The sequence below is a fragment of the Persicobacter psychrovividus genome (assembly GCF_036492425.1).
Taxonomy (GTDB): Bacteria; Bacteroidota; Bacteroidia; order Cytophagales; family Cyclobacteriaceae; genus Persicobacter; species Persicobacter psychrovividus.
The window spans coordinates 2,236,369-2,258,483 of the sequence record NZ_AP025292.1 but is presented as its reverse complement, the minus strand read 5'-3'; the positions used below and the strand labels follow the sequence as shown (position 1 = coordinate 2,258,483).

The 22,115-nt window shown below is 43.4% G+C and carries 18 protein-coding genes; 12 read left to right on the top strand and 6 right to left on the bottom strand.

What is annotated here, in order from left to right; translation table 11 throughout:
- The first annotated feature begins 1 nt into the window (after position 1).
- Complete coding sequence (gene dapA, locus AABK40_RS09600; RefSeq protein WP_338396909.1) at positions 2-889, top strand: 4-hydroxy-tetrahydrodipicolinate synthase; 888 nt, start codon at positions 2-4, stop codon at positions 887-889.
- Positions 890-1,617: 728 nt separating this feature from the next.
- On the opposite strand, the gene AABK40_RS09595 is transcribed toward dapA, so the two are convergent.
- Positions 1,618-2,586 carry a hypothetical protein gene (locus AABK40_RS09595; RefSeq protein ID WP_338396908.1) on the bottom strand — a complete coding sequence of 323 codons (969 nt, stop codon included), beginning with the start codon at positions 2,584-2,586 and terminating at the stop codon, positions 1,618-1,620.
- Between the two features lie 394 nt (positions 2,587-2,980).
- On the opposite strand from AABK40_RS09595, the gene nadE reads away from it, so the two are divergent.
- The 4 genes from nadE to AABK40_RS09575 all read left to right on the top strand — a co-directional run bounded on the left by nadE (position 2,981) and on the right by AABK40_RS09575 (position 10,628).
- Positions 2,981-4,855, top strand: a complete 1,875-nt coding sequence (nadE, locus tag AABK40_RS09590) for an NAD(+) synthase (protein ID WP_338396907.1) — start codon at positions 2,981-2,983, stop codon at positions 4,853-4,855.
- 632 nt (positions 4,856-5,487) lie between these two features.
- Positions 5,488-6,603, top strand: a complete 1,116-nt coding sequence (gene lgt, locus AABK40_RS09585; protein ID WP_338396906.1) for a prolipoprotein diacylglyceryl transferase — start codon at positions 5,488-5,490, stop codon at positions 6,601-6,603.
- A gap of 251 nt (positions 6,604-6,854) precedes the next feature.
- Positions 6,855-8,282 carry a BamA/TamA family outer membrane protein gene (locus AABK40_RS09580; RefSeq protein ID WP_338396905.1) on the top strand — a complete coding sequence of 476 codons (1,428 nt, stop codon included), beginning with the start codon at positions 6,855-6,857 and terminating at the stop codon, positions 8,280-8,282.
- 108 nt (positions 8,283-8,390) lie between these two features.
- Positions 8,391-10,628 (top strand): S46 family peptidase, encoded by a 2,238-nt coding sequence (locus AABK40_RS09575; protein ID WP_338396904.1) that lies wholly within the window; start codon positions 8,391-8,393, stop codon positions 10,626-10,628.
- Positions 10,629-10,753: 125 nt separating this feature from the next.
- On the opposite strand, the gene AABK40_RS09570 is transcribed toward AABK40_RS09575, so the two are convergent.
- Positions 10,754-11,365: a toxin-antitoxin system YwqK family antitoxin gene (locus tag AABK40_RS09570; RefSeq protein ID WP_338396903.1), complete on the bottom strand. Its 612-nt coding sequence runs from the start codon at positions 11,363-11,365 to the stop codon at positions 10,754-10,756.
- Between the two features lie 126 nt (positions 11,366-11,491).
- Here AABK40_RS09570 and AABK40_RS09565 point away from each other — a divergent pair, with 126 nt between their 5' ends.
- The 3 genes from AABK40_RS09565 (at position 11,492) to AABK40_RS09555 (ending at position 14,531) form a co-directional block, all read left to right on the top strand.
- A complete protein-coding gene (locus AABK40_RS09565; protein ID WP_332918893.1) occupies positions 11,492-11,713 on the top strand; it encodes a hypothetical protein in 222 nt (73 codons plus the stop codon).
- Between the two features lie 61 nt (positions 11,714-11,774).
- Positions 11,775-12,578, top strand: a complete 804-nt coding sequence (locus AABK40_RS09560) for a hypothetical protein (protein ID WP_338396902.1) — start codon at positions 11,775-11,777, stop codon at positions 12,576-12,578.
- Between the two features lie 6 nt (positions 12,579-12,584).
- Positions 12,585-14,531 (top strand): hypothetical protein, encoded by a 1,947-nt coding sequence (locus tag AABK40_RS09555; protein ID WP_338396901.1) that lies wholly within the window; start codon positions 12,585-12,587, stop codon positions 14,529-14,531.
- Between the two features lie 84 nt (positions 14,532-14,615).
- Here the strand turns inward: AABK40_RS09555 and AABK40_RS09550 are convergent, their stop codons facing one another.
- Positions 14,616-16,097, bottom strand: a complete 1,482-nt coding sequence (locus AABK40_RS09550) for a S8 family serine peptidase (protein ID WP_338396900.1) — start codon at positions 16,095-16,097, stop codon at positions 14,616-14,618.
- 121 nt (positions 16,098-16,218) lie between these two features.
- Here AABK40_RS09550 and AABK40_RS09545 point away from each other — a divergent pair, with 121 nt between their 5' ends.
- Both AABK40_RS09545 and AABK40_RS09540 read left to right on the top strand, forming a co-directional pair.
- The gene (locus AABK40_RS09545) at positions 16,219-17,508 is read left to right on the top strand and encodes an aminopeptidase P family protein (RefSeq protein ID WP_338396899.1); all 1,290 of its coding nucleotides are present in this window, start codon (positions 16,219-16,221) and stop codon (positions 17,506-17,508) included.
- Between the two features lie 204 nt (positions 17,509-17,712).
- A complete protein-coding gene (locus AABK40_RS09540; RefSeq protein WP_332918898.1) occupies positions 17,713-18,132 on the top strand; it encodes a hypothetical protein in 420 nt (139 codons plus the stop codon).
- A gap of 51 nt (positions 18,133-18,183) precedes the next feature.
- On the opposite strand, the gene rnc is transcribed toward AABK40_RS09540, so the two are convergent.
- The 3 genes from rnc to AABK40_RS09525 all read right to left on the bottom strand — a co-directional run bounded on the left by rnc (position 18,184) and on the right by AABK40_RS09525 (position 20,446).
- Positions 18,184-18,861 carry a ribonuclease III gene (gene rnc / locus AABK40_RS09535; RefSeq protein WP_332918899.1) on the bottom strand — a complete coding sequence of 226 codons (678 nt, stop codon included), beginning with the start codon at positions 18,859-18,861 and terminating at the stop codon, positions 18,184-18,186.
- 76 nt (positions 18,862-18,937) lie between these two features.
- Positions 18,938-20,191, bottom strand: coding sequence for a beta-ketoacyl-ACP synthase II (gene fabF / locus AABK40_RS09530; RefSeq protein ID WP_338396898.1), 1,254 nt, complete (start codon positions 20,189-20,191; stop codon positions 18,938-18,940).
- A 21-nt stretch (positions 20,192-20,212) separates the two neighbouring features.
- Positions 20,213-20,446, bottom strand: a complete 234-nt coding sequence (locus tag AABK40_RS09525) for an acyl carrier protein (protein ID WP_332918901.1) — start codon at positions 20,444-20,446, stop codon at positions 20,213-20,215.
- 340 nt (positions 20,447-20,786) lie between these two features.
- On the opposite strand from AABK40_RS09525, the gene AABK40_RS09520 reads away from it, so the two are divergent.
- Together AABK40_RS09520 and AABK40_RS09515 are read left to right on the top strand one after the other, a co-directional pair.
- Positions 20,787-21,215, top strand: a complete 429-nt coding sequence (locus AABK40_RS09520; RefSeq protein ID WP_332918902.1) for an IPExxxVDY family protein — start codon at positions 20,787-20,789, stop codon at positions 21,213-21,215.
- A 623-nt stretch (positions 21,216-21,838) separates the two neighbouring features.
- Positions 21,839-22,072, top strand: coding sequence for a hypothetical protein (locus AABK40_RS09515; protein WP_338396897.1), 234 nt, complete (start codon positions 21,839-21,841; stop codon positions 22,070-22,072).
- The last annotated feature ends 43 nt before the right edge of the window (positions 22,073-22,115 follow it).

Below are 22,115 nucleotides of genomic sequence, written 5' to 3'. Positions count from 1 at the left end.
GATGAAGGATTTTAGTGGTACGGGAGTCGCTTTGGTAACTCCCTTTGATGCCGAAGGTAATGTGGATTACCAAGCTTTAAGTCAGTTGTTGAACCATACAGCCAAAGGGGGTGTGGACTACTGGGTGGTGCAGGGCACTACGGGGGAGTCTGTTACGCTCACTGAAGGCGAGAAGAAGCAAGTGCTTGATTTTGTCAAACAGCATAATACAAAGAATTTACCTATTGTATTAGGCGTTGGAGGCAACAACACTCGCGTGGTATTGGAACAATTAGCAGGGATTGACTTTGAAGGGATCGATGCGATCCTTAGCGTAAGTCCATGTTATAATAAACCGACGCAGGAAGGGATTTACCAGCATTACAAAGCGATTGCTGATGCCTCGCCAGTACCCGTGATTTTGTATAATGTACCTGGGCGTACGGCCTCTAAAATTCATGTAAAAACAACCCTCCGCCTGGCAGAACACCCAAATATTATCGGGACAAAAGACGCCTCGGGGAATTTGGGCAATGCCATAGAAATTGCCCGCCGGGCACCTAAAGACTTCTTACTGATTTCGGGTGATGATTTGCTGACTTTACCTTTGATTTCCGTTGGAGCAAAAGGTGTGATTTCTGTGTTGGGCAATGCGCTGCCCGAGCAGATGCAATCAATCGTTAAGCCTGCTTTGGCCAACGATATGGAGACGGCACAAAAAGCACTTCATCAAATTGCGGAGATCAATCCGTTGATGTACGACGAATCGAATCCCGTAGGCGTCAAGCAACTACTCAGTGAAATGGGCATTTGTAGTCATGATGTCCGTTTGCCGCTGATGCCTGCCTCCGAATCTTTACAGGAAAAAATCCGAGGAGCCTATCAGCGTTTTTTAGTCGTTGAGCATTAGGCTTCGGCTTGGTGCGTGATGATCCTGGAAATAAAAAATCCCTCTTACGATAAAGTAGGAGGGATTTTTTTTTGGTGCGCCGTGCATGGCGATTAACTAATCGGTGCAAGTCCGTAGTGGGGGTTAGTAGTGCCAACCACATAGCAGAAGGCAAGGGTGTTTACCGTGAGGTATAATCTGAAGGAAGCTGTATGCAAATCTCTGGCCTGAGGGACACGAACATCATGAGGCAGTGTTGTCTGGATAAGTTTGCCAAACAAAACGAAGTCCAAAACTACTCGGAAGGCAATGCTGTAAATGGTGCAGGTAGATGGAGAGAAAGTTAAGTCGTCTTACCGCGGGAGGTCTCGCAGACAGTAATACCTGGTCGAAAAAGGTTTATTGCGAGAAGTCAGCAGAGGTCATAGTACATAGAGGCAATGAGCTGTAAGAACTACAGAGGTCTCACAATCTATGGAAGGACTGAATCTTGTCAGATTTTCAACTGAAAGTTACTGTAAAGCAGATGATAGCAGATGCCCGAAAGGGACTCCTTACTGGAAGATAGGACGGAATCCGAAAATAGGTAAGAGTGTTTATGCCGAAAGATAACGACAGGAAATGAAAGTCATTGAGGTTAATAATTTCAAGACAAGAAACCGCCCTGTACGGATCCGTATGCAGGGTGGTGTGGGAGGTGTACTGGTGAAAGAGGAAATTTTCTTTCACCAGCCATCTACCCGATTTTGTCATCTACATTGGTACTCATAATTTACAGACAATTTCACACCCTCCAATTCATCGTCAATCTGTTCACCACTTTCTCCAAACTCAAGGAGTGCTAAAAGCTGAGTTTTGATCGTTAGATTATTTTCATTGTATTCATGCCCCCACTTTATCTGGTTAACTTTATATCCCTTGCTTCCATTAGAATTACTGGTGTATATGTTTAACTCCGTGATGTTTTTATTTATTGAAGGAACGAGTGATTGAGGTAGAACAGGATATGACCAATTTGGTAAAGCTCGAATTAGCGCAAAGGGCAAATGCGGTCCTACAAAAGAACTATTGTCATATTTAAATTCTAAAAACTTTATCTGGTCACTACTCGATTTAATTTCTATAGATTCTAATAAATCATTTTGGTAAAAAAATTTTAGGTGCTCAGATGTGTTGTTAGAATATTCAATATTTGCAGATATGGGGCTCGTTGATTCTCCTTGATAACTATACTTTGTTTTTGATTCTAAAGTGAATTCTGATCGTCTATCGATGCTCATCGGTAAAACACGCATAATTGGCTTATAACGGTAATTTGAGTAGTCAAAATAGGTGACAATTTGAGAGATACGTCCCTCTTCATCGTAAGTAAATACTTCCTTTTGGAACATATTTACTGTTTCAATAATTTGTTGTTCATCATTAATCGTAAGTTTTATTGGTTTATCGGGTTTTAAAGTATCCCCAGCTTCAGTTATTATTGCTTGAGTGAGATTTTTAATAGCATCTCCTTCGTATATTATTTGATTGTTGTAGGTGAATTTTTCAGATATTTCAATGCCATTCTCAGTCCATGTATCTTCAAAAGACACATTTACATTCTCGGGCATACAGTGATTCATCATTTCATTGATTGGCAATGCCTCTTCTGTTTCTGTACAGCTAAAAACAGATAAAATAAGGCAAATAATAAGGGCGGTAGTAGCTTTGGTTTTCATTTGTGTTGATTTTTAAACCAAATGTAATATGGCGATAGGTGATTTTTTGTATTATAATAATCATTATATTACATATTGCCTTTTTTAAATTACTGTTATAATTTTAAAAATGCCAATTTGGATAATGAAGTTAAAAAGGATCTTGATTTAAAGTATGGAGTGTTTTTTTGATTAGCGGTGGCTGTGTCAATCTATTCGGTGGTATGTAATGGGTGTTTATTTTTCTGTTTTGTAAAAAAAAGCACTTATTGGAACTCCCAAATCCTATTTTAATAAAAGGATTATGATGCCCTTCTCAATCCCCTCCACACCCCGTTCTTTTTAAAAACCTTCACTCACCACATTTTCATGGCGAATCTATGGATTTGAAGGTAACACTCCTTTTATTTGTAGCATGAGAGAAATGTTTGTTGCAGGATCGGCTTTGAATCAGACGCCCATGAAATGGGAAGAGAACGTCTCGAACATCAAGCGAGCGATCAAAGAAGCGCAAGAAGCGGAGGTTCGCCTGTTGTGTTTGCCTGAATTATGTATTACTGGATACGGTTGTGAGGACTGGTTTTTGAGCGACTGGGTGGCGGAAAAAGCGCAGTCATTTTTGCCTGAGATCGTTGCAGAAACCACCGACATTGCCGTTTGTGTGGGCTTGCCGATTTGGAAAGAAGGCAAGCTGTACAATGTGGCCTGTCTGATCGACAATCAGCAGATTGTGGGCTTTTATGCCAAACAGCATTTGGCGAACGAGGGCGTGCATTATGAACCTCGCTGGTTTACGGCTTGGGAAAATGGCACACAAAGCGAATTTACTTTCGAAGGCAAAAGCTATCCATTCGGGGATTACTTGTTCGAAGCGCAAGGGCTGAAAATCGGCTTTGAGATTTGTGAAGATGCTTGGGTGGAGGATCGCCCTGCAAAACATTATTTCGAAAGAGGTTGGGACTTGGATGTGGTACTGAACCCCTCGGCGAGTCATTTTGCCTTTGGAAAAAGTTTGGTGCGTGAGGGATTGATCCTGCCTGCATCAAAAGCCTATGGTTTCACTTATATCTACTCAAACTTATTGGGTAATGAAGCGGGCCGCATGGTTTATGATGGCGACATCATCATTGCGCAGGAAGGCGAATTGCTTCAGCGCAGTTCCCGCATGTCTTTCAAAAATGTCGATCTGATTACCGCCAAGGTGAATTTTGATGGCGTTTCTGAAAAACCAACTTTGAATCCTGATCCGAAAGATAAAAATACGGAGTTCATCAAGGCATCCTCTTTGGCGATGTTTGATTACCTGCGCAAGACGTACAGCAAGTGTTTCGTTCTGTCCTTGAGTGGAGGCGCTGACTCAAGCACCTGCGCCGTTTTGGTCGGTGAATTGGTCAAAAGAGGATTGAACGAATTGGGCTTGAAACGCTTCTTGGAGAAAATCCATCGAGCTGATATTTTTGAGGAATTGAACAAACTCTCAGGCGAGGAGCTTCGCAAAGCCTTGGGAAAACAGGTATTGGTTACTGCTTATCAAGGGACGGTGAACAGCTCGCAGGACACTCTGGATTCGGCACAGGCATTGGCGGAAGAGATTGGGGCTGATTTCCACCATTGGCTGATCGATGAGGAAGTCGCAAGTTATACCGGAAAAGTCGAAACGGCTTTGGGTAGAAAATTGACCTGGGAGCAGGACGATATCGCTCTGCAGAACATTCAGGCACGTTCCCGTGCGCCGATCATCTGGATGCTGACCAACACCACTGGCGGATTGCTCTTGACCACCTCCAACCGTAGCGAGGGAGATGTCGGCTACGCCACTATGGACGGCGACACCGCAGGGTCGATCGCCCCGATTGCAGGTGTGGATAAATATTTTGTCTTGAATTGGCTGCAGTGGGCAGAAGAAGCCTTGAATTATAAATCACTCAACCATGTGAATAATCTGAATCCAACGGCTGAATTGCGTCCATTGGAGCAGACCCAAACCGATGAAGACGACCTGATGCCGTATTTCGTCATTCAGGCAATCGAACGTTTGGCAATCAAAGAACGGAAATCCCCCATGCGTGTTTTCGATGAATTGCTGAAAATTGAACTCGAGCCCGAAGCATTGCTGAAAGCCCACGTGATCAAATTTTTCCGCATGTGGTCACGCAACCAATGGAAGCGCGAGCGTTATGCACCGTCTTTCCATTTGGATGATTTCAATGTGGATTCCCGCACCTGGTGTCGTTTCCCGATTTTGTCGGGTGGTTTCGATCAGGAATTGCGCCTTTTGGAAAGGGCGTAATGGGTTTTAAACCAAGGATGAATTGCTTTGGTTCAAGCGTCCCGCTTGGATCAAAGTAATGTGTTTATTGTCCACAGATTAATGGGATTAAAAGGATTTTTGAGCTGATAGGTAGGGTGTTTTGGGGCGCTGTATGGGCTGACCTGTGTGTCTGCCCTAATCGTAACAAATTTCGGATACAAACATAGGTGTATTCACAATGTCATTAAGTTAAGGATTTTGGGCTGGCTCAGGTGTAAATTTGAAATGCATGTAAAGGCATAATTCATTATGTCTCACGTTACCATTTGAATAAATCTAAGCGAAATCAGCGTTGTGTTAGACGTTAAAAATAACGTCTCTACGGGATAAGGCGCTTAACCTAATGACATTGGGTGTATCCATACAGCTTGCAAATTAACTTTTTGGGTTATTTGTCGGTTTGACCATTTCTTCAGCTATGCTAAAATAAAAGATCACGGTAATCCTTTAAATCAAGGTAATCATCGTCCTTATTCCCCCACCAACATTTTTACACAGGGCTTATATTAAAATAAACCCCCAATTCTTCGAGAAAAAATCCTACTGATTTCCTACATTTACCGAAATAAGAATTTAAATCTTTATAATCGATCACCGAAACGCTTTTTTATATGTTATCACAATTGATGGGCTACATTCTCTGGTATCCCACTCCTGAAATTTTCCCCAATTTGGATATCCCAATCCTGAACCACGTTCGCTGGTATGGATTGCTTTTCGCTTTGGGCTTTATCATCATGCAACAGGTGATGGTTTATGTTTTTAAAAATGAAATGAAACCGATCAAGGATATTGAATCCTTAACCATCCATGCCGTGATCGGTACGGTAATCGGGGCGCGTCTTGGTCATGTGCTTTTCTATGAGCCACAAAACTATCTGCCTCACCCATGGAAAATCCTGATGATCTGGGAAGGTGGGCTGGCATCGCATGGTGCAACGATCGGAATTTTAATTGCCATATATATTTACGCACGCAAGCATAAAGATCAGAAATTCTTCTGGGTCATTGACCGCGTAGCGTTGGTGGTCGGTATCGGTGCTTTGTGTATCCGTACGGGTAATTTTTTGAATTCAGAAATTATCGGTCTGCCAACAGGCACAACGAGTGGGGTCGTATTTGCCCATGATCCGAAAGCGATGTTTGTCCGTGAAAGCGGAATTGATGAGGTTGATTTTTCAAAAGCCGCCTCTTCAATGATCGAAAATGTGGCGAAAGGCGAAGTGCCAATCGACATGAAAATGACTTTCCATAAGGGTGTCAGAGAGCAGGAAGTACGTCGTTATATTGAAAAAAATGTTAAATATAACCTGACAAAATACTCCTACGTGAAGGAGCACATTACCGTACCTACCGATCAGCCAATACACTATAAATTGGCATCGGATAATGGGCAGTGGGTGGCTCATGTGAACGTTCTGGGGATTCCTCGTCACCCTGCACAGGAGTACGAAGGCATCAGTTACATTATCCTTTTCTTTGGCCTATTCTTCTATTGGATGAAACGCAAAGGCGATATTCCACACGGTCAGCTATTGGGAATCTTCCTGACGGTTTTATTCTCGATTCGTTTTGTGGTGGAGTTCTTCAAAGAGAATCAGGTTCCTTTTGAAAACACCATTCCATTGAATATGGGGCAGTGGCTGTCGGTACCTTTCATCATCATGGGGCTGGTAATCTGGTTTTTGGCAACCAAAAAAGATGGGCTCAAATTGCCGAATGAGTAATTGCTGATTATTCATGCAATGAACGGATCATCTCAATTGGGGCGATCCGTTTTTTTATGTTTTTTCACCCACATATGGCACAGATTTTCACAGATTGATTTTTTGTATGATCTTTGTTTTTATTGTCCACTGATTACGCAGATTTCCACAGATTATTTTAATCTATATTAACGACTCGATAAAAAAATAAAATCATGGTAATCCTGTTAATCAAGGTCATCATGGCTTAAAAACACAACAACCCTTCTTCCATGTCCAAAACAACCATCCACCTGTTTCTTCCTGTAATTCTGATCATGATGACGATGAGCTGTTTTGCGCAATCAAATACAGCAACAGGGGCGGTGGATACTTATCGCCTGGATAATATCATTCTGCTGGGCAACCGAAAAACCAAGCCAGAGATCATCCTTCGGGAGCTCGACTATCAGCAGGGGCAAAAGGTGTCGGTATCAGTTTTGCGTACTCAACTCAAACTGATGGAAGACAAACTGATGAATACCTCTCTGTTTATATCAGTAAAAATCGACCTGGTAACCGATAGCAGCAGGCAAAGCATGGACATGATCGTTCGGATGAAAGAGCGGTGGTACACCTGGCCTTTGCCTATTTTTTCCCTTGCTGATCGGAACATCAACGATTGGGTGGAAAATCACAATGCCGATTTCAGCCGACTGAATTACGGGATTCAGTTTCGGCAGAGCAACATCAGAGGGCGTAATGAGGAACTCGGTGTTTTAGCGCAGTTTGGTTATACCCGTCGGTTTGGGATTTATTACAAGATCCCTTACCTCAACAAAAAACAGAATTTTGGCAGTAAGCTGAAGTTTAACTATCGGATGAATCAGAACCTGGCCGTGAAAACCATCGACCACAAGCGGGTGTTTCTCGATGCGCAACAACCTGCCTGGGAATCGTATGATGCCGACTGGATGTTCTTCCTCCGCAAAGGCTTTTATGTGCGGCATGAATTCGGGCTGAGGTTTAACCATGAGTGGGTGGCGGATACGGTGATTCAGGAAAATCCCAATTATTATAAAAACGGGGCGCGAAGTCAGCAATATTTTAGTCTGTATTATCATTTACTGATCGATCACCGTGATTTTCAGAACTATGCCACCGAGGGGGATTTGCTCGAATTCTCCCTGAAGAAAATGGGGATTGGCACACAGAATGATGTCGATGTTTGGCAGTTTTTGACCCGTTACAGTAAATACTGGAAATTACCTCATCAATTTTATTTTAGCACCCTTGCTTCGGTCAGTTTGTCGAGCCCAAGAGCAATTCCTGCCTACACCCTGATGAATGGTTTGGGCTTCAGACCTTTTGATATCAGAGGCTATGAACTTAATGTGATAGAGGGGCAACACTATTTTTTGAATAAATGGGATTTTAAAAAACAAGTATTTTCAGGCAACTATAGCTTTTATCCCATTACGAAAAAAAATCAATTTAATGGTTTACCCTTTGCCGTTTACCTCAAGGTGTTCGGTGATTACGGATATGTCCAAAATTACCCCAATTACCCGCAGAATATCGCCCTGACGGATAAAATGATCTATTCCTTTGGGTCTGGAATGGACATTGCGGGCTCCTATGATTTTGTGTTTAGATTAGAAGTTTCTTATAACTCCATGCGACAAACGCATTTTGGATTTTCATTTTTATCGGCAATTTAGACCGTTATTAAAACATTATTACCTTTCGTGCTATTGTGGTTTTATTTTTTATAAATTTTGATCAGCTTTGCACTGAAATGTAAATTCAACTTTAACTTATAATTTTTTATGATTAAGCGTTTACTTGTAGCGGTCTTATTGCTGTCAGTAACCTTCCCTGCATTGGCAGACGAAGGCATGTGGCTTCCAATGTTGATCAAGCGCCTCAATTATGAGGACATGCAAAAGAAAGGTCTGAAGCTGACTCCTGAGGAGATTTACAGCGTAAACCAGGCAAGCTTAAAAGATGCCATTGTTTCCTTCGGTGGATTTTGTACTGGCGAGGTGATCTCCAAGGAAGGCTTGGTACTGACCAACCACCATTGCGGATACGGGTCTATTCAGGAGCATTCAACATTGGAGCACGATTATCTGACAGACGGGTTCTGGGCAACCTCCAAGCAGCATGAGTTACCCAACCCAAAGCTATTTGTTCGCTTTTTAGTGCGCATGGAAGATGTTACCGATCAGGTTAAAGCGGCGGTAAATTCGAGCATGTCTGACGAAGAACGCTCAAAAGGTATCGGTCAGGCCATGCGTGAAATTGCAAAAAAGGCAGAAGAAGGCAACGATTACCAGGTGGATGTTAAGCCGTTGTTCAAGGGCAATGCTTACTATATGTTTGTATATGAAACCTACCGCGATGTTCGATTGGTAGGAACGCCTCCGTCGTCTATCGGTAAATACGGTGGCGATACCGACAACTGGATGTGGCCTCGCCATACGGGTGACTTTTCGCTCTTCCGAATCTATATGTCGCCAGATGGTAAGCCAGCATCATACGACCCGAAAAACGTTCCTTTCAAGCCGAAGCATTATTTGCCAGTATCGTTGGATGGTGTTCAGGAAGGGGACTTTGCCATGATTATGGGATACCCTGGAAGCACCAAGCGTTACTTGTCGTCTTATGGCGTGAAAGAAGCTTTGGATGTTTCTTATGCTTTGCGTATCAAATTGATGCAGACAAAACTGGAAATCCTGAAGCAGGATATGAGTGCTGACGACAAGACAAGAATTCAGTATGCTTCAAAATATGCCTCTACGGCCAATTACTGGAAATATCTGATAGGTCAGACCAAAGGACTTAAACGCCTGCGTGTTTATGACAAAAAGCAGAAAGAGGAAAATGAATTTGCATCCTGGGTTAAAGCTGACAGCAAACGTACCGATGAGTTCGGCAAGGTATTGCCTGAGCTGGAACATGGATTCAAAATGATGACCGACTACTCGGCGCCTATTCAGTATTCTATCTTCGTGCCTTACCTGACCGAATTTATCTACTTTACCCGCAGATTCCAGGGGCTTCAGCCATTCCTTGCTGAGGACGAGAAAGCAGAAGGACTGGAGGAATATACTGAAGCACTGAAACCAATGGTTGAAGAGTATTTCAAGGATTACAGTGCCAAAGTGGACAAAAAAGTTTTCCGTGCATTACTTGAGATGTACTATAAAGAAGTATCAGATGAGTACCGCCCAGATGTATTTGCTGCGGTAAACAATGTGAAGTTTGGTGAAGATGGTGAAAAATCAGCCGCTGATTTCGACCAGTTGGTAGATTATATTTTTGAAAACTCCTTCCTTTTTGAGGAAGATAAACTGATGGCTTTCTTGAACAATCCAAGCGCCGAAGCTTTCAAAAATGATCCTGCAATGAATGTGGCAGATGCATTTATTGATAACAGCCGAATGGTGCAGGGTAAAGTAGCCGAAGCGAGCAAGGAAATTGCACGTGGAGAGCGCGGGTATATCAAGGCTTTGATGATGATGCACCCAGACAAAGCGTATTATCCTGATGCCAACAGTACCATGCGTGTTACCTACGGACAAACGCTGGCTTACGACCCTGCAGATGCCGTGCATTATGACCTGTACACCACTTTGGATGGTGTGATGGAAAAAGAAGATCCGACCAACCCAGAGTTTGTGGTGCCTGCCAAGCTGAAATCGCTTTGGGAAGCCAAAGACTACGGGCAGTACGCCAACGATAAAGGTGAGTTGGTTACTTGTTTCCTGAGTAATAATGACATTACTGGCGGGAACTCTGGATCGCCTGTGATTAATGGAAAAGGCGAACTGATCGGTACGGCATTTGACGGTAACTGGGAAGCCATGAGTGGTGATATTGCCTTTGAGCCAGACGTTCAGCGTACTATCTCGGTCGATATCCGCTATACACTTTTTATCATTGATAAATTTGCTGGGGCAAGCCATTTGATTGACGAAATGACCTTGGTGAAAACGCCTAAGGAAGCTACTTCAAAGAAGAGGAGTAAGAAAAAGAAAAAATCAAGAAGGAAAAAGAACTAAAGAATTCTTGAATAAAAAAAAGGGAGTCAGCGATAAGCGGGCTCCCTTTTTTTTGCCTTCAGCATAAGGGTAGAATAAGAAAATTATGAACAGGTGATTTTTTGGATCAACGAAGTTTATATTTATTACTTATCATTAATTAGCGTTGTTCTTCCATCTTTATGCACTTTATACCATACTGTATCTTTGTTTTGGTCAAAAAAAGCATAAAATCTTACTATACCTTTTTTGCTGAAGTACTGCCATTTTCCCTGCCGCATGCCTTCTGAAAATAATCCTTTTTCCAGTGGTCGCCCTTTGTGGTCATAAAAGCACCATTCTCCTTCTGGAATTCCAAACTGATAGCTTCCAGCCCTTTTCTTCTTCCCATTTTCATGATAAAACGTCCATTGCCCATGATAAAACCCATTGAGGTAACTGCCCATTTTTTCCACCTGCTGATTTTCAAAAAAATACGTCGCACGGCCTTCTAAGAGCCCTTTTTGCCATAATTCATCACTCTTGAGTTGGCCATTGGGGTAATAGGTGGTCAGTTTTCCATCGAGTTGATCAGCTTTATAGAATTCAACCGCACTTACCGTCGAATCGGGATAGAAGTAAATCCATTTTCCTTCTTTTTGTCCTTTTTTATTGACTTGATTATGAGGTGTTTGGGCCGCGGCCTTGTGGGCGAAGGCAAAACAAAATATACTAAAGCATAGTATCAGATTAAACAATGGTTTCTTAAAAGTAGTCATTTATTACTCGAACGGTTTGCGTACTGATTTTATTTGTAAATTTAGTATAACAATTATAATCGCAAAGGTAACCACATAGACTGCAAAGAAAATGTTTTAATCATACACGATTTAAATAATAAGGTAATGGAACATAGAAGACTTTATAAATTTTACCTTTCCTATAAGGTAGATCGAGAGGTACACACTATTTGGGTGGAAGGGCTCAATTTGCGTCATGCCAAGGATAAGCTTTCTATGATCGAGCCAGAAGCCATAGACGTGATCGATTGGACGTCAGAAAGTGAAGAGAAATTAGCCACATATATTGATAAGGTTCAAAGTCATTTCGTTTACGTACAGGGTTAAACGAGCCGAATTTTAACTTGAAGGATCAAAACGGGTCATTGGTTTAAAGAAATTTAAGCTGATGATCCGTTTTTTTGTGCTATTATTATGGGTGGTATTTATTCCTTTAAAAGCTGCTGCCCAGTCCTATCTTTCTCCAATCCCTCGCCTGCTATTGCCAGTAACCATCAATAATGGGGATGTGTCTTCACAGGTGGCTCTCGGGAGCCTCAGTAATGTGAGTTCAAGCCGTTTACAATCAGATTATCAGCTGATTTACGGAACCTTTACTTTGCCACTGGTAGGTTTGGCAGTGGCTGTTCCACATCGGGAGGGGGTTTTCAATCTTGGCTATCAGTATTTTGGTGATCGCTACCTTGGTCAGCAACAAATAGGGCTTGCTTATACGCATCGGCTTGGGGCGTTTACCTTCGGGCTGCGCCTGAACCAGCATGGCAGCTTGGCGGAGCAAAGGGCTCCGCAGCATATTTACAGCCTTGACCTCGGGCTGGGCTATACCATTAATCAGCAGTGGATGGCAGTGTTGGATGCCCAGCATATTGGTTCCGAGTGGGGGGGATCAAACGAGGCGCAGGCGATGCGGAAACGGTATCGTATCGGATTGCGCTATGCGGTATCATCCTCTCTTTTTGCGCATTTTGAAGTGGATAAATCACTGGGCCATCATACCAGTGGCCGATTTGCTTTGCAGTATGTTTTTCCTTCACAGTGGTATCTCATCGGGCAAAGTCAATTTTACCCTTTTGCGCAAACCTTCGGCTTTGGTGGGCGTTTTCAGCAATTCAGCGGGCAATATTTAGGAGGGCTGCAATATCCGCTCGGTTTCAGTCATGCGCTGTCATTGGCCTATACCTTCTCCAAATAAGGTGCTATGAAGAAATGGATACTCATATTTGGACTGATCCTGCCTTCTGCACTGGTGGCTCAACCTGAGGTAGAGGCCGTTTTCAGCTATTTGCAGGAATTGCAATCGGAGCCTATCGATGAGCCCCGTTTGCGTACCGACCTCGAGGAGTTGCTTTATGCGCCCGTGGAGGTGAACCTGACCGACGACTATTCCGATTTATTTTTCCTGACCACCGCACAGCTCGAAAGCCTTCGGCAGTATCGGCGTAATTTTGGGGATATTTTCGCGGTCTACGAACTGCAATATTTGCCACATTGGCATCAGGCACTGGCAAAGGTTGCAGCTCCCTTTCTGCGTTTTGATATTCGACCACACCGTAAAAAAACGTTTAGGCGCCAACGCTATTTATTGCTGACGACCACCTCCCGGTTTCCCAAAGCGGTGGGGTATCAGTCGGGGGATTATCAGGGGAGTGCAGTGGATCGGAACTTACGGCTCAAATATGGCCACGGCCGTTGGCAAATGGCTTTGAACGCACAGCTTCAGGCGGGGGAGGCCTTTCAGTTTGCCATAAAAAATCGGCAGTATGGGGCGGATTATTATGGTGGCTACTTACATTATCAACATGCTGGACTGAAATTGTTTTTTGGGAATTTTCAGCTATCGCAGGGCTTGGGTCTGAGTCTGAATCAAGGATTTTTTGGTGGAAAAAGCAGCGATCCATTATTGGCTTTTAATCGTTCAGCAGGCGTCATGAAGGGTGCTAATGGCAGCTTTTCCTCCCGATATTTCAGTGGCTTGGGGTTGCAATACCGTCAGGGAGCATGGCAGTACAGCTGTTTTGCTTCGAGCAGGCTGCAAGACTACAATATCGCTGAAGGAACACCCACCACTCAATACACAACAGGATACCACCGAAGGGGCAGTGAGCAAGACCATCGGCATAATGTATGGCAGCAGCACGTCGGTACCAGTGTTGGTTATCGCAATGAATCGAAAGCCATTTTCGCGGGTGCTTATTTGTATGGCGGGCAGTTGCAGTTGAGGGCGACCCCGACGGCACGTTTTCAGCAATCTGTTACGATCGGCGCTTATGCAGATCATACCTTCAGCAAAAACCGCCTGGCAGTAGAGTTGGCTTCCAATAATGGGCGGGGGCTGGTCGTGAATGCTTTATGGATGAATGCCCTTTCCGCCCGATGGACGACGGGCTTGTATTATCGGTATTATCATCAGGCGTATGAGGGCGATTTGGGACAGGGGCTTTCTGAAAGTGGTCAGCAATCTGGAGAGCAGGGATTGTATTGGGCGAATAAGTTGTATCTGTCCGCGAAACTGTGGATCGACCTGTATATGGATCAGTTTTATTTTCAGTCGCCGCAATATCGGCTGTCAAGTAATTCAGCAGGTTATGAGCACAGCATGACCATTCATTATCAGCCAAAGCGAACACACCGCTGGGCAGTAAATTTCAGACTGGAGGAGAAAGAGCGCGATCATGTTTTTACAGCAGATCAGCGGTACAAAGACTTATTAACGGTGCGGAAATGGCGAGGCTATGTGCTGTATAAATATCAGCCCGAAGGGCGGTGGGCTGGACAGAGCCGATTGCATATTTCTGGCGCAGGTAAGGCGCTCGGGCAAGTGCTGGTGCAAGATATTACTTACCGAACCGATGATGGCATATGGCGCTTTTATGGGCGTTTCGCATTGTTTGATGTCGAGGATTGGGAGGCGCGTCAGTATATTTATGAGAAGAACGTACGGTTCCAGTTTTCCACCCCCGTTTTTTATGGGCAGGGGAGCCGACTGGCAGGGATGGTGCAGTACCATACTGAAAGCCGTTGGGATTTTTGGCTGCATGGAATCTATGAGCAGTACCACGGCAGAACGTCATTTGGCAGTGGGCTCGATCAGGCGGAAGGAAATCAGCGATTTCAGTTGCGGTTACAGGTATTATACAAGTGGTAAAGTAGTTGGTCAGGACGAATTGCCCAGCTTTTCGAAAGGCCCATCAGACTGGCATCCCCGAGGGAAAAGTACCTGTCGCAAAATTTATAAGGCGGCCCATTTCACTTCATAGACTTCGTCGGGTGTAACGACGGTTGTGCGGCTGATGCCCTGCATTCTTTTCAGGGTCAGTCCTTTTCTCTTCACTTTTTTAATTGACTGACTGACCACATTACGTTCGTCCTTTTTCTGAAAGATCAGCGCCTCCTCGTGTTGAATCGGCAAAGTGATCGTTTTTTCTTCAGCCACAAGCAATTTATTCGGGAACAGACTTCCTTGGTCGTTCATCATATCGAGTATCCTGCGGCAGTTCGGAACACCATAGCCAATAAAATTATTGGGGAACTGATGTAAATTGCTCGACTTTTGAATGATGGCAGTGATCTGTTCATTGGTGAGCTGTGGCTTATATTGAAGCATGCAAGCCACCAAACCTGTAATGATGGGCGCCGAAAATGAGGTGCCAGAAGGGGCATAACAGGCAATGTCAGGTTTAATATAATCCAGGTGCTGGGGGCCTTGAGCCGAGTATTCAAATTTATTGCCGTAGGCGTATTCTGTTGCGCCAACGGAAAGCACATGTTCTGCATCCGCAGGAGCAGAAACTACCCGCCATGTGGGGTCGTCGCCCTCATTTCCTGCCGACACCACCAGGTACATGCCTTTTTTTGTGGTCGCAATTTCGGCCACCTTGGAGATCATGCTTGTTTGGCCATCCATATCCGCTGGTCGATAGTTTTCGGCAGGGTCATCGAACCCTTTGGCATAACCCAGGGAGGAATTGACCAGCCGCACGTTCATGCTGTCGAGCCATTCCAATGCCTGTACCCAATAATCCTCTTCCCCGCGGTACTCCTGATTCCCGTGATCGGTACGCGCCAAATAATAATTGGCATTGGGCGCAAAGCCTTTCTGCTGTTTTCCTTTTTCAAAAATCCCCCCAATACATTCTAGCACTTCGGTGCCGTGCCAATCCTGAAAAGTTTCTGGCGACTGGTATAAATCGGCTTTCCATGGGCTGATGAAATCCTTGGTGGCCATTACATGCTGGTGCTCAAAGATGGTTTTCAGACTTGGCTTTACATTGGCGTCAATATAGCCCGCATCAATCACGCCAATCCTGACGCCCGTGCCATTGAGTCCTTTGTCGGCAAAGGCCTGCCCATGCATCTGATTAAAAGCATATTGGTCTTTCTCAAGGCCTGGAGGCGAGGCAATATGGCTGCACATTAATTGAAGGTGTTGATTCAGCGGCCTGATTTGCGCTATAAAGGGATAGCTCAGCAGACGGGCGCTGTCCTGAGGCTCCATGATGGTGGAGACGGCATTCAGCCACTTCGACTGGCAGATGATCGGCAGTTGTTCCTTTTTCAGTGCCGAAACATAGGGGGAATACAGGGGGCGGTCAAGTGAGGCCGCTGTATTTGCTTGCCCTTTGTCTTTGAAAATGACCCAGTATTTTTTTTGATGTGCCGTTGCGCCAACGGAATATAATGCAAAAACAAAGAGAATCAGGGAGCGCAACATGCTAAATTAGGGGTTCAATTATAAAAAGGTATGGACTGCAAAATAGCAATAATATGTTAATCTTGAGGGAAAATTGGGTAAATTGATCCGTTGATACATCAATTAAAAATGACCATAAACTATGAAATACGAGGCGATAGATCCACAATTGTTTATTCAGAACCGTGCTAATTTGGCAAAGGCCATGAAACCCAATGCGTTGGCGGTGTTTCATTCCAATGATATTATGCCGACCAATGCCGATGGTACCCTGCCATTTAAGCAACATTCGGATTTATTTTACCTTAGTGGGATTGATCAGGAGCAGAGTATCTTGGTGGTTTACCCTGATGCCGTTGATGAAAAGTGGCGTGAGGTGCTTTTTGTAAGGGAGACCAACGAGCATATTGCTATCTGGGAAGGGCACAAATACTCAAAAGAGGAAGCTACGCAGACCTCGGGGGTGCGTGAAGTGAAATGGCTCTCGGAATTTGAAAGTACTTTTCAGATGATGATGGCGGAAGTGGACTGTGTTTACCTGAATACCAATGAGCATTGGCGTGCAGAAATTGAGGTACAGACCCGCGACGCACGCTTTATCAAGCAATGTCAGGAGCGTTATCCTTTGCATCAATATTTGCGTGTTGCTCCTATTATGCACCAGTTGCGCGCCATTAAATCTGCCCTTGAGATCGACCTGATCGGGAAGGCATGTGAGATCACCAATAAGGGGTTCCGCAGGGTGTTGGAGTTTGTGAAGCCAGGCGTGATGGAGTATGAGATTGAGGCTGAATATGTCCATGAATTTATGCGCAATCGTTCCGCAGGCTTTGCCTATGTGCCGATTATTGCATCGGGTTACAATGCCTGTGTTTTGCATTATCTGGAGAACAACAAGGTTTGTAATGATGGTGATATGTTGCTGATGGATGTTGGTGCGGAGTACAGTAATTATGCTTCAGACATGACCCGTACCATTCCTGTGAACGGTCGTTTTTCTGATCGTCAGAAATCAGTATATAATGCCGTTTTGCGTGTTTTCAAAGGGGCGAATGATATCCTTCAGCCAGGTATTAACATTCCTGAATATCATAAGGAAGTCGGTAAAATGATGGAAGGAGAGCTTTTGGGCTTGGGGCTGATCGATAAAACGGATGTGAAAAATCAGGACCCTTCATGGCCTGCTTACAAAAAATATTTTATGCATGGCACCTCTCACCACCTCGGCTTGGATGTGCATGATTATGGCAAGGTGAACCGTGTGATTGAAGAGAATATGGTGTTCACCATTGAGCCTGGAATTTATATTCCAGAGGAAAATATGGGAATCCGTATTGAGAATGATTTTGCGGTGAAGCAGGGAGGTAATATCGACCTGATGAAGCAAATTCCTATAGAAGTGGAGGACATTGAAGCGCATATGAGCAAATAAACCCCTGATGTTTTTCAGAAGGGATGCATGCATTTTATCGGTGTTACTGCTGATGAAAATATCAAATCATCCAAGGGCTTGATCATCAGAAAGCACTTTTCATACGAAAGGTGCTTTTTTTATGACTTTTTTTTTGAGGAACATGCACTGAAGCCCCTTATAGTTCGTCTAAAAAAGAAAATGAAATATTGATCTCTATAAGATATGAAAGTAAAATACAGTCTGATTTTGATGTTGATGGTTGTGGCTCTTTTGGGGTGTAAATCTGAAGAAGAGGCGGCGCCTACAGATCCATTTTTAGGTACTTACGTGTTGAATTCTGCATCGATATTATCTGACGGCTATGCGCAGGTGTTTGAAGGGGAATTGCTGGAGGCGCTATTGGAACAACAGCCTGATATGTTTCAGGAGATGACCTTTTCCGCAGGTAATAAACTTTCGGTTGACGGGCAGACTGTTGCCGAAAGATGGGTGCGCAATGAAAACGAAGTCCGGTTACGCTTTAACGATGGCCGTGAGGATGTGGTCTTCGAGTGGGATGAAGATCAGGCGCTCACCTGGCAGGATCAGCAACAGCATGAGGAGGATATTTACCTGAGCCAGATGGTGTTTATTAAAAAATAAGGAACGGCAAATTTCAGCATAAAAAAAGCGATCGTTACAACGGTCGCTTTTTTATTTCTTATTGACTTTTTCCATGGATTTCTCCGCAGCATTTTGCTCTGCTTTTTTCTTTGATAAGCCAGTACCTCTTCCAATAGGTGCATCGTCAATGAATACCTGGGCAGCAAATTCTTTAAAATGCTTATTGTTCTTTACTTCCTCCACTTCGAATCTTACTTCTTTTTTGTGCTGATGTGCCCACTCAATAAGTTGGCTTTTATGATTGGGGTTGGTAAGGATCACCTTCTCCAGATCATAATGAGGAATGAGTAACTTCTTGATCACAAACTTATGGCATCTGCGGTAGCCATGATCAAGGTATACGGCACCCACAAGGGCTTCGAGGGCATCGCCATAAATCGATTTGAAGGCCAGGCCGTGCTTGTTCCCCTGGTTGTACTCCACAAGGTTGTTCAAGCCAATCTTAACCGCAATCTGATTCAGTGTTTCGCGATTTACCATCCGTGAGCGGATCTCTGTCAGGAATCCTTCATTTTTGAAAGGATATTTCTTGAACAGGAACTCTGCCACGATGGTCCCCAATACCGCATCACCCAAATATTCCAAACGCTCATAGGACTCTTTCGTACCGTGCTTGGTCTCTTTAGCCACAGAGGTATGCTGTGTAACCAGTCGGTATAAATAAAGATTTAAAGGCTTGATGCCTACAATCTGAGTGATTGAAGACATAAGCCTTTTATCTTTTGCACTTAAACGAGCGTTTAAGGTGAAAATTCTTCTTAGAATTCGAATCACAACGAGCTGGTTATTCTTCGATTTTTTTGAAGATCACCGAGAAGTTATGGCCACCGAATCCAAACGTGTTCGACAATGCCGCACGAATCTCGCGCTTCTCAGCCTTGTTTAACGTCAGTTTGAATCGAGGATCAATGTTCTCATCAAGTTGCGTGTTATTGATCGTCGGAGGTACAATACCTGATTCCATCGCCTTAATAGAGGCGATAGCTTCAATTGCGCCCGCAGCGCCCAATAAGTGGCCTGTCATTGACTTTGTTGAACTTACATTCAATTCGTAAGCATGCTCACCGAATGTTTTTTCAATCGCTTTCAATTCAGCAACATCACCAAGTGGGGTAGAAGTACCGTGAACGTTCACATAATCGATGTCCTCTGGCTTCAATCCTGAAACCTGAAGTGCCATCTCCATTACGCGTGCAGCACCCAATCCCTCAGGGTGTGGGGCCGTCATGTGGTGTGCATCAGCAGTTGCTCCGCCACCAGTCAGTTCACAATAGATTTTCGCTCCACGTGCTTTGGCGTGTTCGTAATCTTCCAAGACCAAAGCCCCAGCTCCTTCACCCAATACAAAACCATTACGGGTTGCATCAAATGGACGTGAAGCCGTCTGTGGATCCTCATTGCTTGTCGATAATGCTCTTAATGCACCAAAGCCACCAATACCTGCTTCTGTTACCGCTGCTTCAGAGCCGCCAGTAACAATCACATCAGCCATGCCACTTTTAATGTAGTGGTAGGCATCCAAAAGGGCGTTTGTTGCCGAAGCACATGCCGATACCGTACAGAAGTTTGGACCTCTGAAACCATATTTGATCGAGATGTGTCCCGCAGCGATATCAGCAATCATTTTTGGGATAAAAAATGGATTGAATTTCGGCGTACCATCATTCTTGGCGAAAGATGTGATCTCCTCTTGGAAAGAGCGTAACCCTCCGATACCGGAAGCCCAAATAACCCCTACACGATCTAAATCTAACTCATCAGAGATTAGGTTTGCATCGTTCACAGCCTCTTCTGTTGAAATAACAGCATACTGTGCGAAAAGGTCCATTTTTCGCGCGTCTTTACGAGGGATGAAATCCTCGACATTGAGTCCTTTTACCTCACACGCAAACTGCGTTTTGAAATTTGAGGCATCGAACTTCGTGATGGGTGCAGCGCCACTGACCCCATTAGTAAGCCCGTTCCAGAAATCTGAAACGTTATTACCTAATGGCGTCAGCGCACCTAAACCCGTGACAACAACTTTTCTTGAAGACATAAAAATCTTTTAAATTCTTATTTATGCGTTCTCTTCCAGGTAAGACACTGCTTGACCTACAGTTGAGATGTTTTCAGCTTGATCATCTGGAATAGATACATTGAATTCTTTTTCGAATTCCATGATCAATTCTACAGTATCCAATGAATCAGCACCTAAGTCGTTTGTGAAGCTTGCTTCCAAAGTTACTTCTGATTCTTCCACACCGAGTTTCTCTACGATGATCGCTTTTACTTTCTCTGCGATTTCAGACATTGTTATAAAATTTTTGTTATTTAACTACGGTGCAAAGAAATACAATTCGGCACTTAATGTCAAACGATTTATTATAAGAATATTTGTTATAAGGGTAGCAGATATTTGTGGGGGTGTAGGCTGTTTGTGGCTTCAATGAACTGTAAATGAATTCGTTGTGATTATTTTTGAAGGAATATAGATGTTTTTAGTTTCCGAAAAAAAATGAGGAGCCACCGATTTTTTTTCAATTATTATCAATAAATCACCTCTTAAAAGGGCTAATTCCGGTATTTGTGAAAAAAAAATTTCTATTTTTGCGATAAATAAAGGGATTTTTCGCCGCTGAATTAAAATTGAATTGAAAAAGAGAAGACTACTGGTCGAAAATAATTACGATTTTCAGTTGATGGGGATTGTTGCCCCGATGCGGGCCTATAAGTTGGTTTGGTACCTGAACCAAGCCATGCGCATAGACTTTGCCAAGCAGGCAGAGTGTGAAATCCATCCTTTTAACCGGGCGGCGATCAAGATATCATACTATCAGTATGAAGCGCCTTATGGGAATTTTCGGCTTATTGAGAATAGGGCCGTTGTAAACCCCAAAGATGAAATTCACTATTTGATCCCAGAACTGAAAGAGTTCGATTTTTTGCTCTATGTGCAAGGAGAGATGCATCAGGATTATTTCGAACGGTTGCGCAATGGATTGAAGCAATTGACGATCGTGAACTACTTTAAAGTGTTTGATGTGGAGCGTATCGCTACCAAAGAAAATTTGATTTTTTGATGGGTTGTTGTTTATGGACAAGGATTTTCCTCTTCTGGTCGTAGAATCCGACCTACGACCCATCCATTGTTTCATCAAGGTTGAAACCTTAACCTACCATTGAAAAACCCATTGAAATAGGTTGAGCCCTTCGAACATCGCAAATCGAACATCACAAATCGGATATCAATACCCTATCGCGAGAGTTTCTCTTTTGATGACTAAATCCTAACCCCTAAAGGCATAATTTATTAGGTATCACCTAATCCATCTAATCCATAGCTTTTCTAACGATTAATGGCATTCAACGATCCTCCCGCTCTTATTGCTCACCAATGATTGTTTTTGCGATGCCCCCATTTATTCTCACTTAAAATCGTCCCATATTTTTCTTGATTATGATGATGATTTATTGGGGTTTAGTCTGAAAATGATAATTTTATATGTTATTCGGCTAAGGACGTAGCTACAGCAATCGTTATTTTCGCAGGAGCGCCATACCATGAGTAAACAGGTAAGGAATTGTTTTTATGAGTGAACAGCCTTCGGGAAATGGGAGATAAGAATTGGGGGAGTAGACCCTTTTGGTATTTTAGAGGTAGATGGGCAAATCAGCAATTGCAAGGCCATTTTATTATTGAAAGATGACAGAAAGTGAATTCAAAGAATTTTTAAATAAATCGGACAAATATAAGAAAGCCATCATTGTTGGCAAGCCGAAAGAATTAGATAATAATGTTTATGTTATTGAACAAGTAGGGGTCACTTGGTTAACTTATTATTTTGAAAGAGGAAAAAGTTTTAGTGTTAAGTTATTTGATAACGAAGGTGATGCCTTTGAATATTTTGCGAAATGGTTGTCAGGTGTTGAACGTTAAATATTGTGGATACTATCTACAAATTCCAATAGAAAAAGCCCTA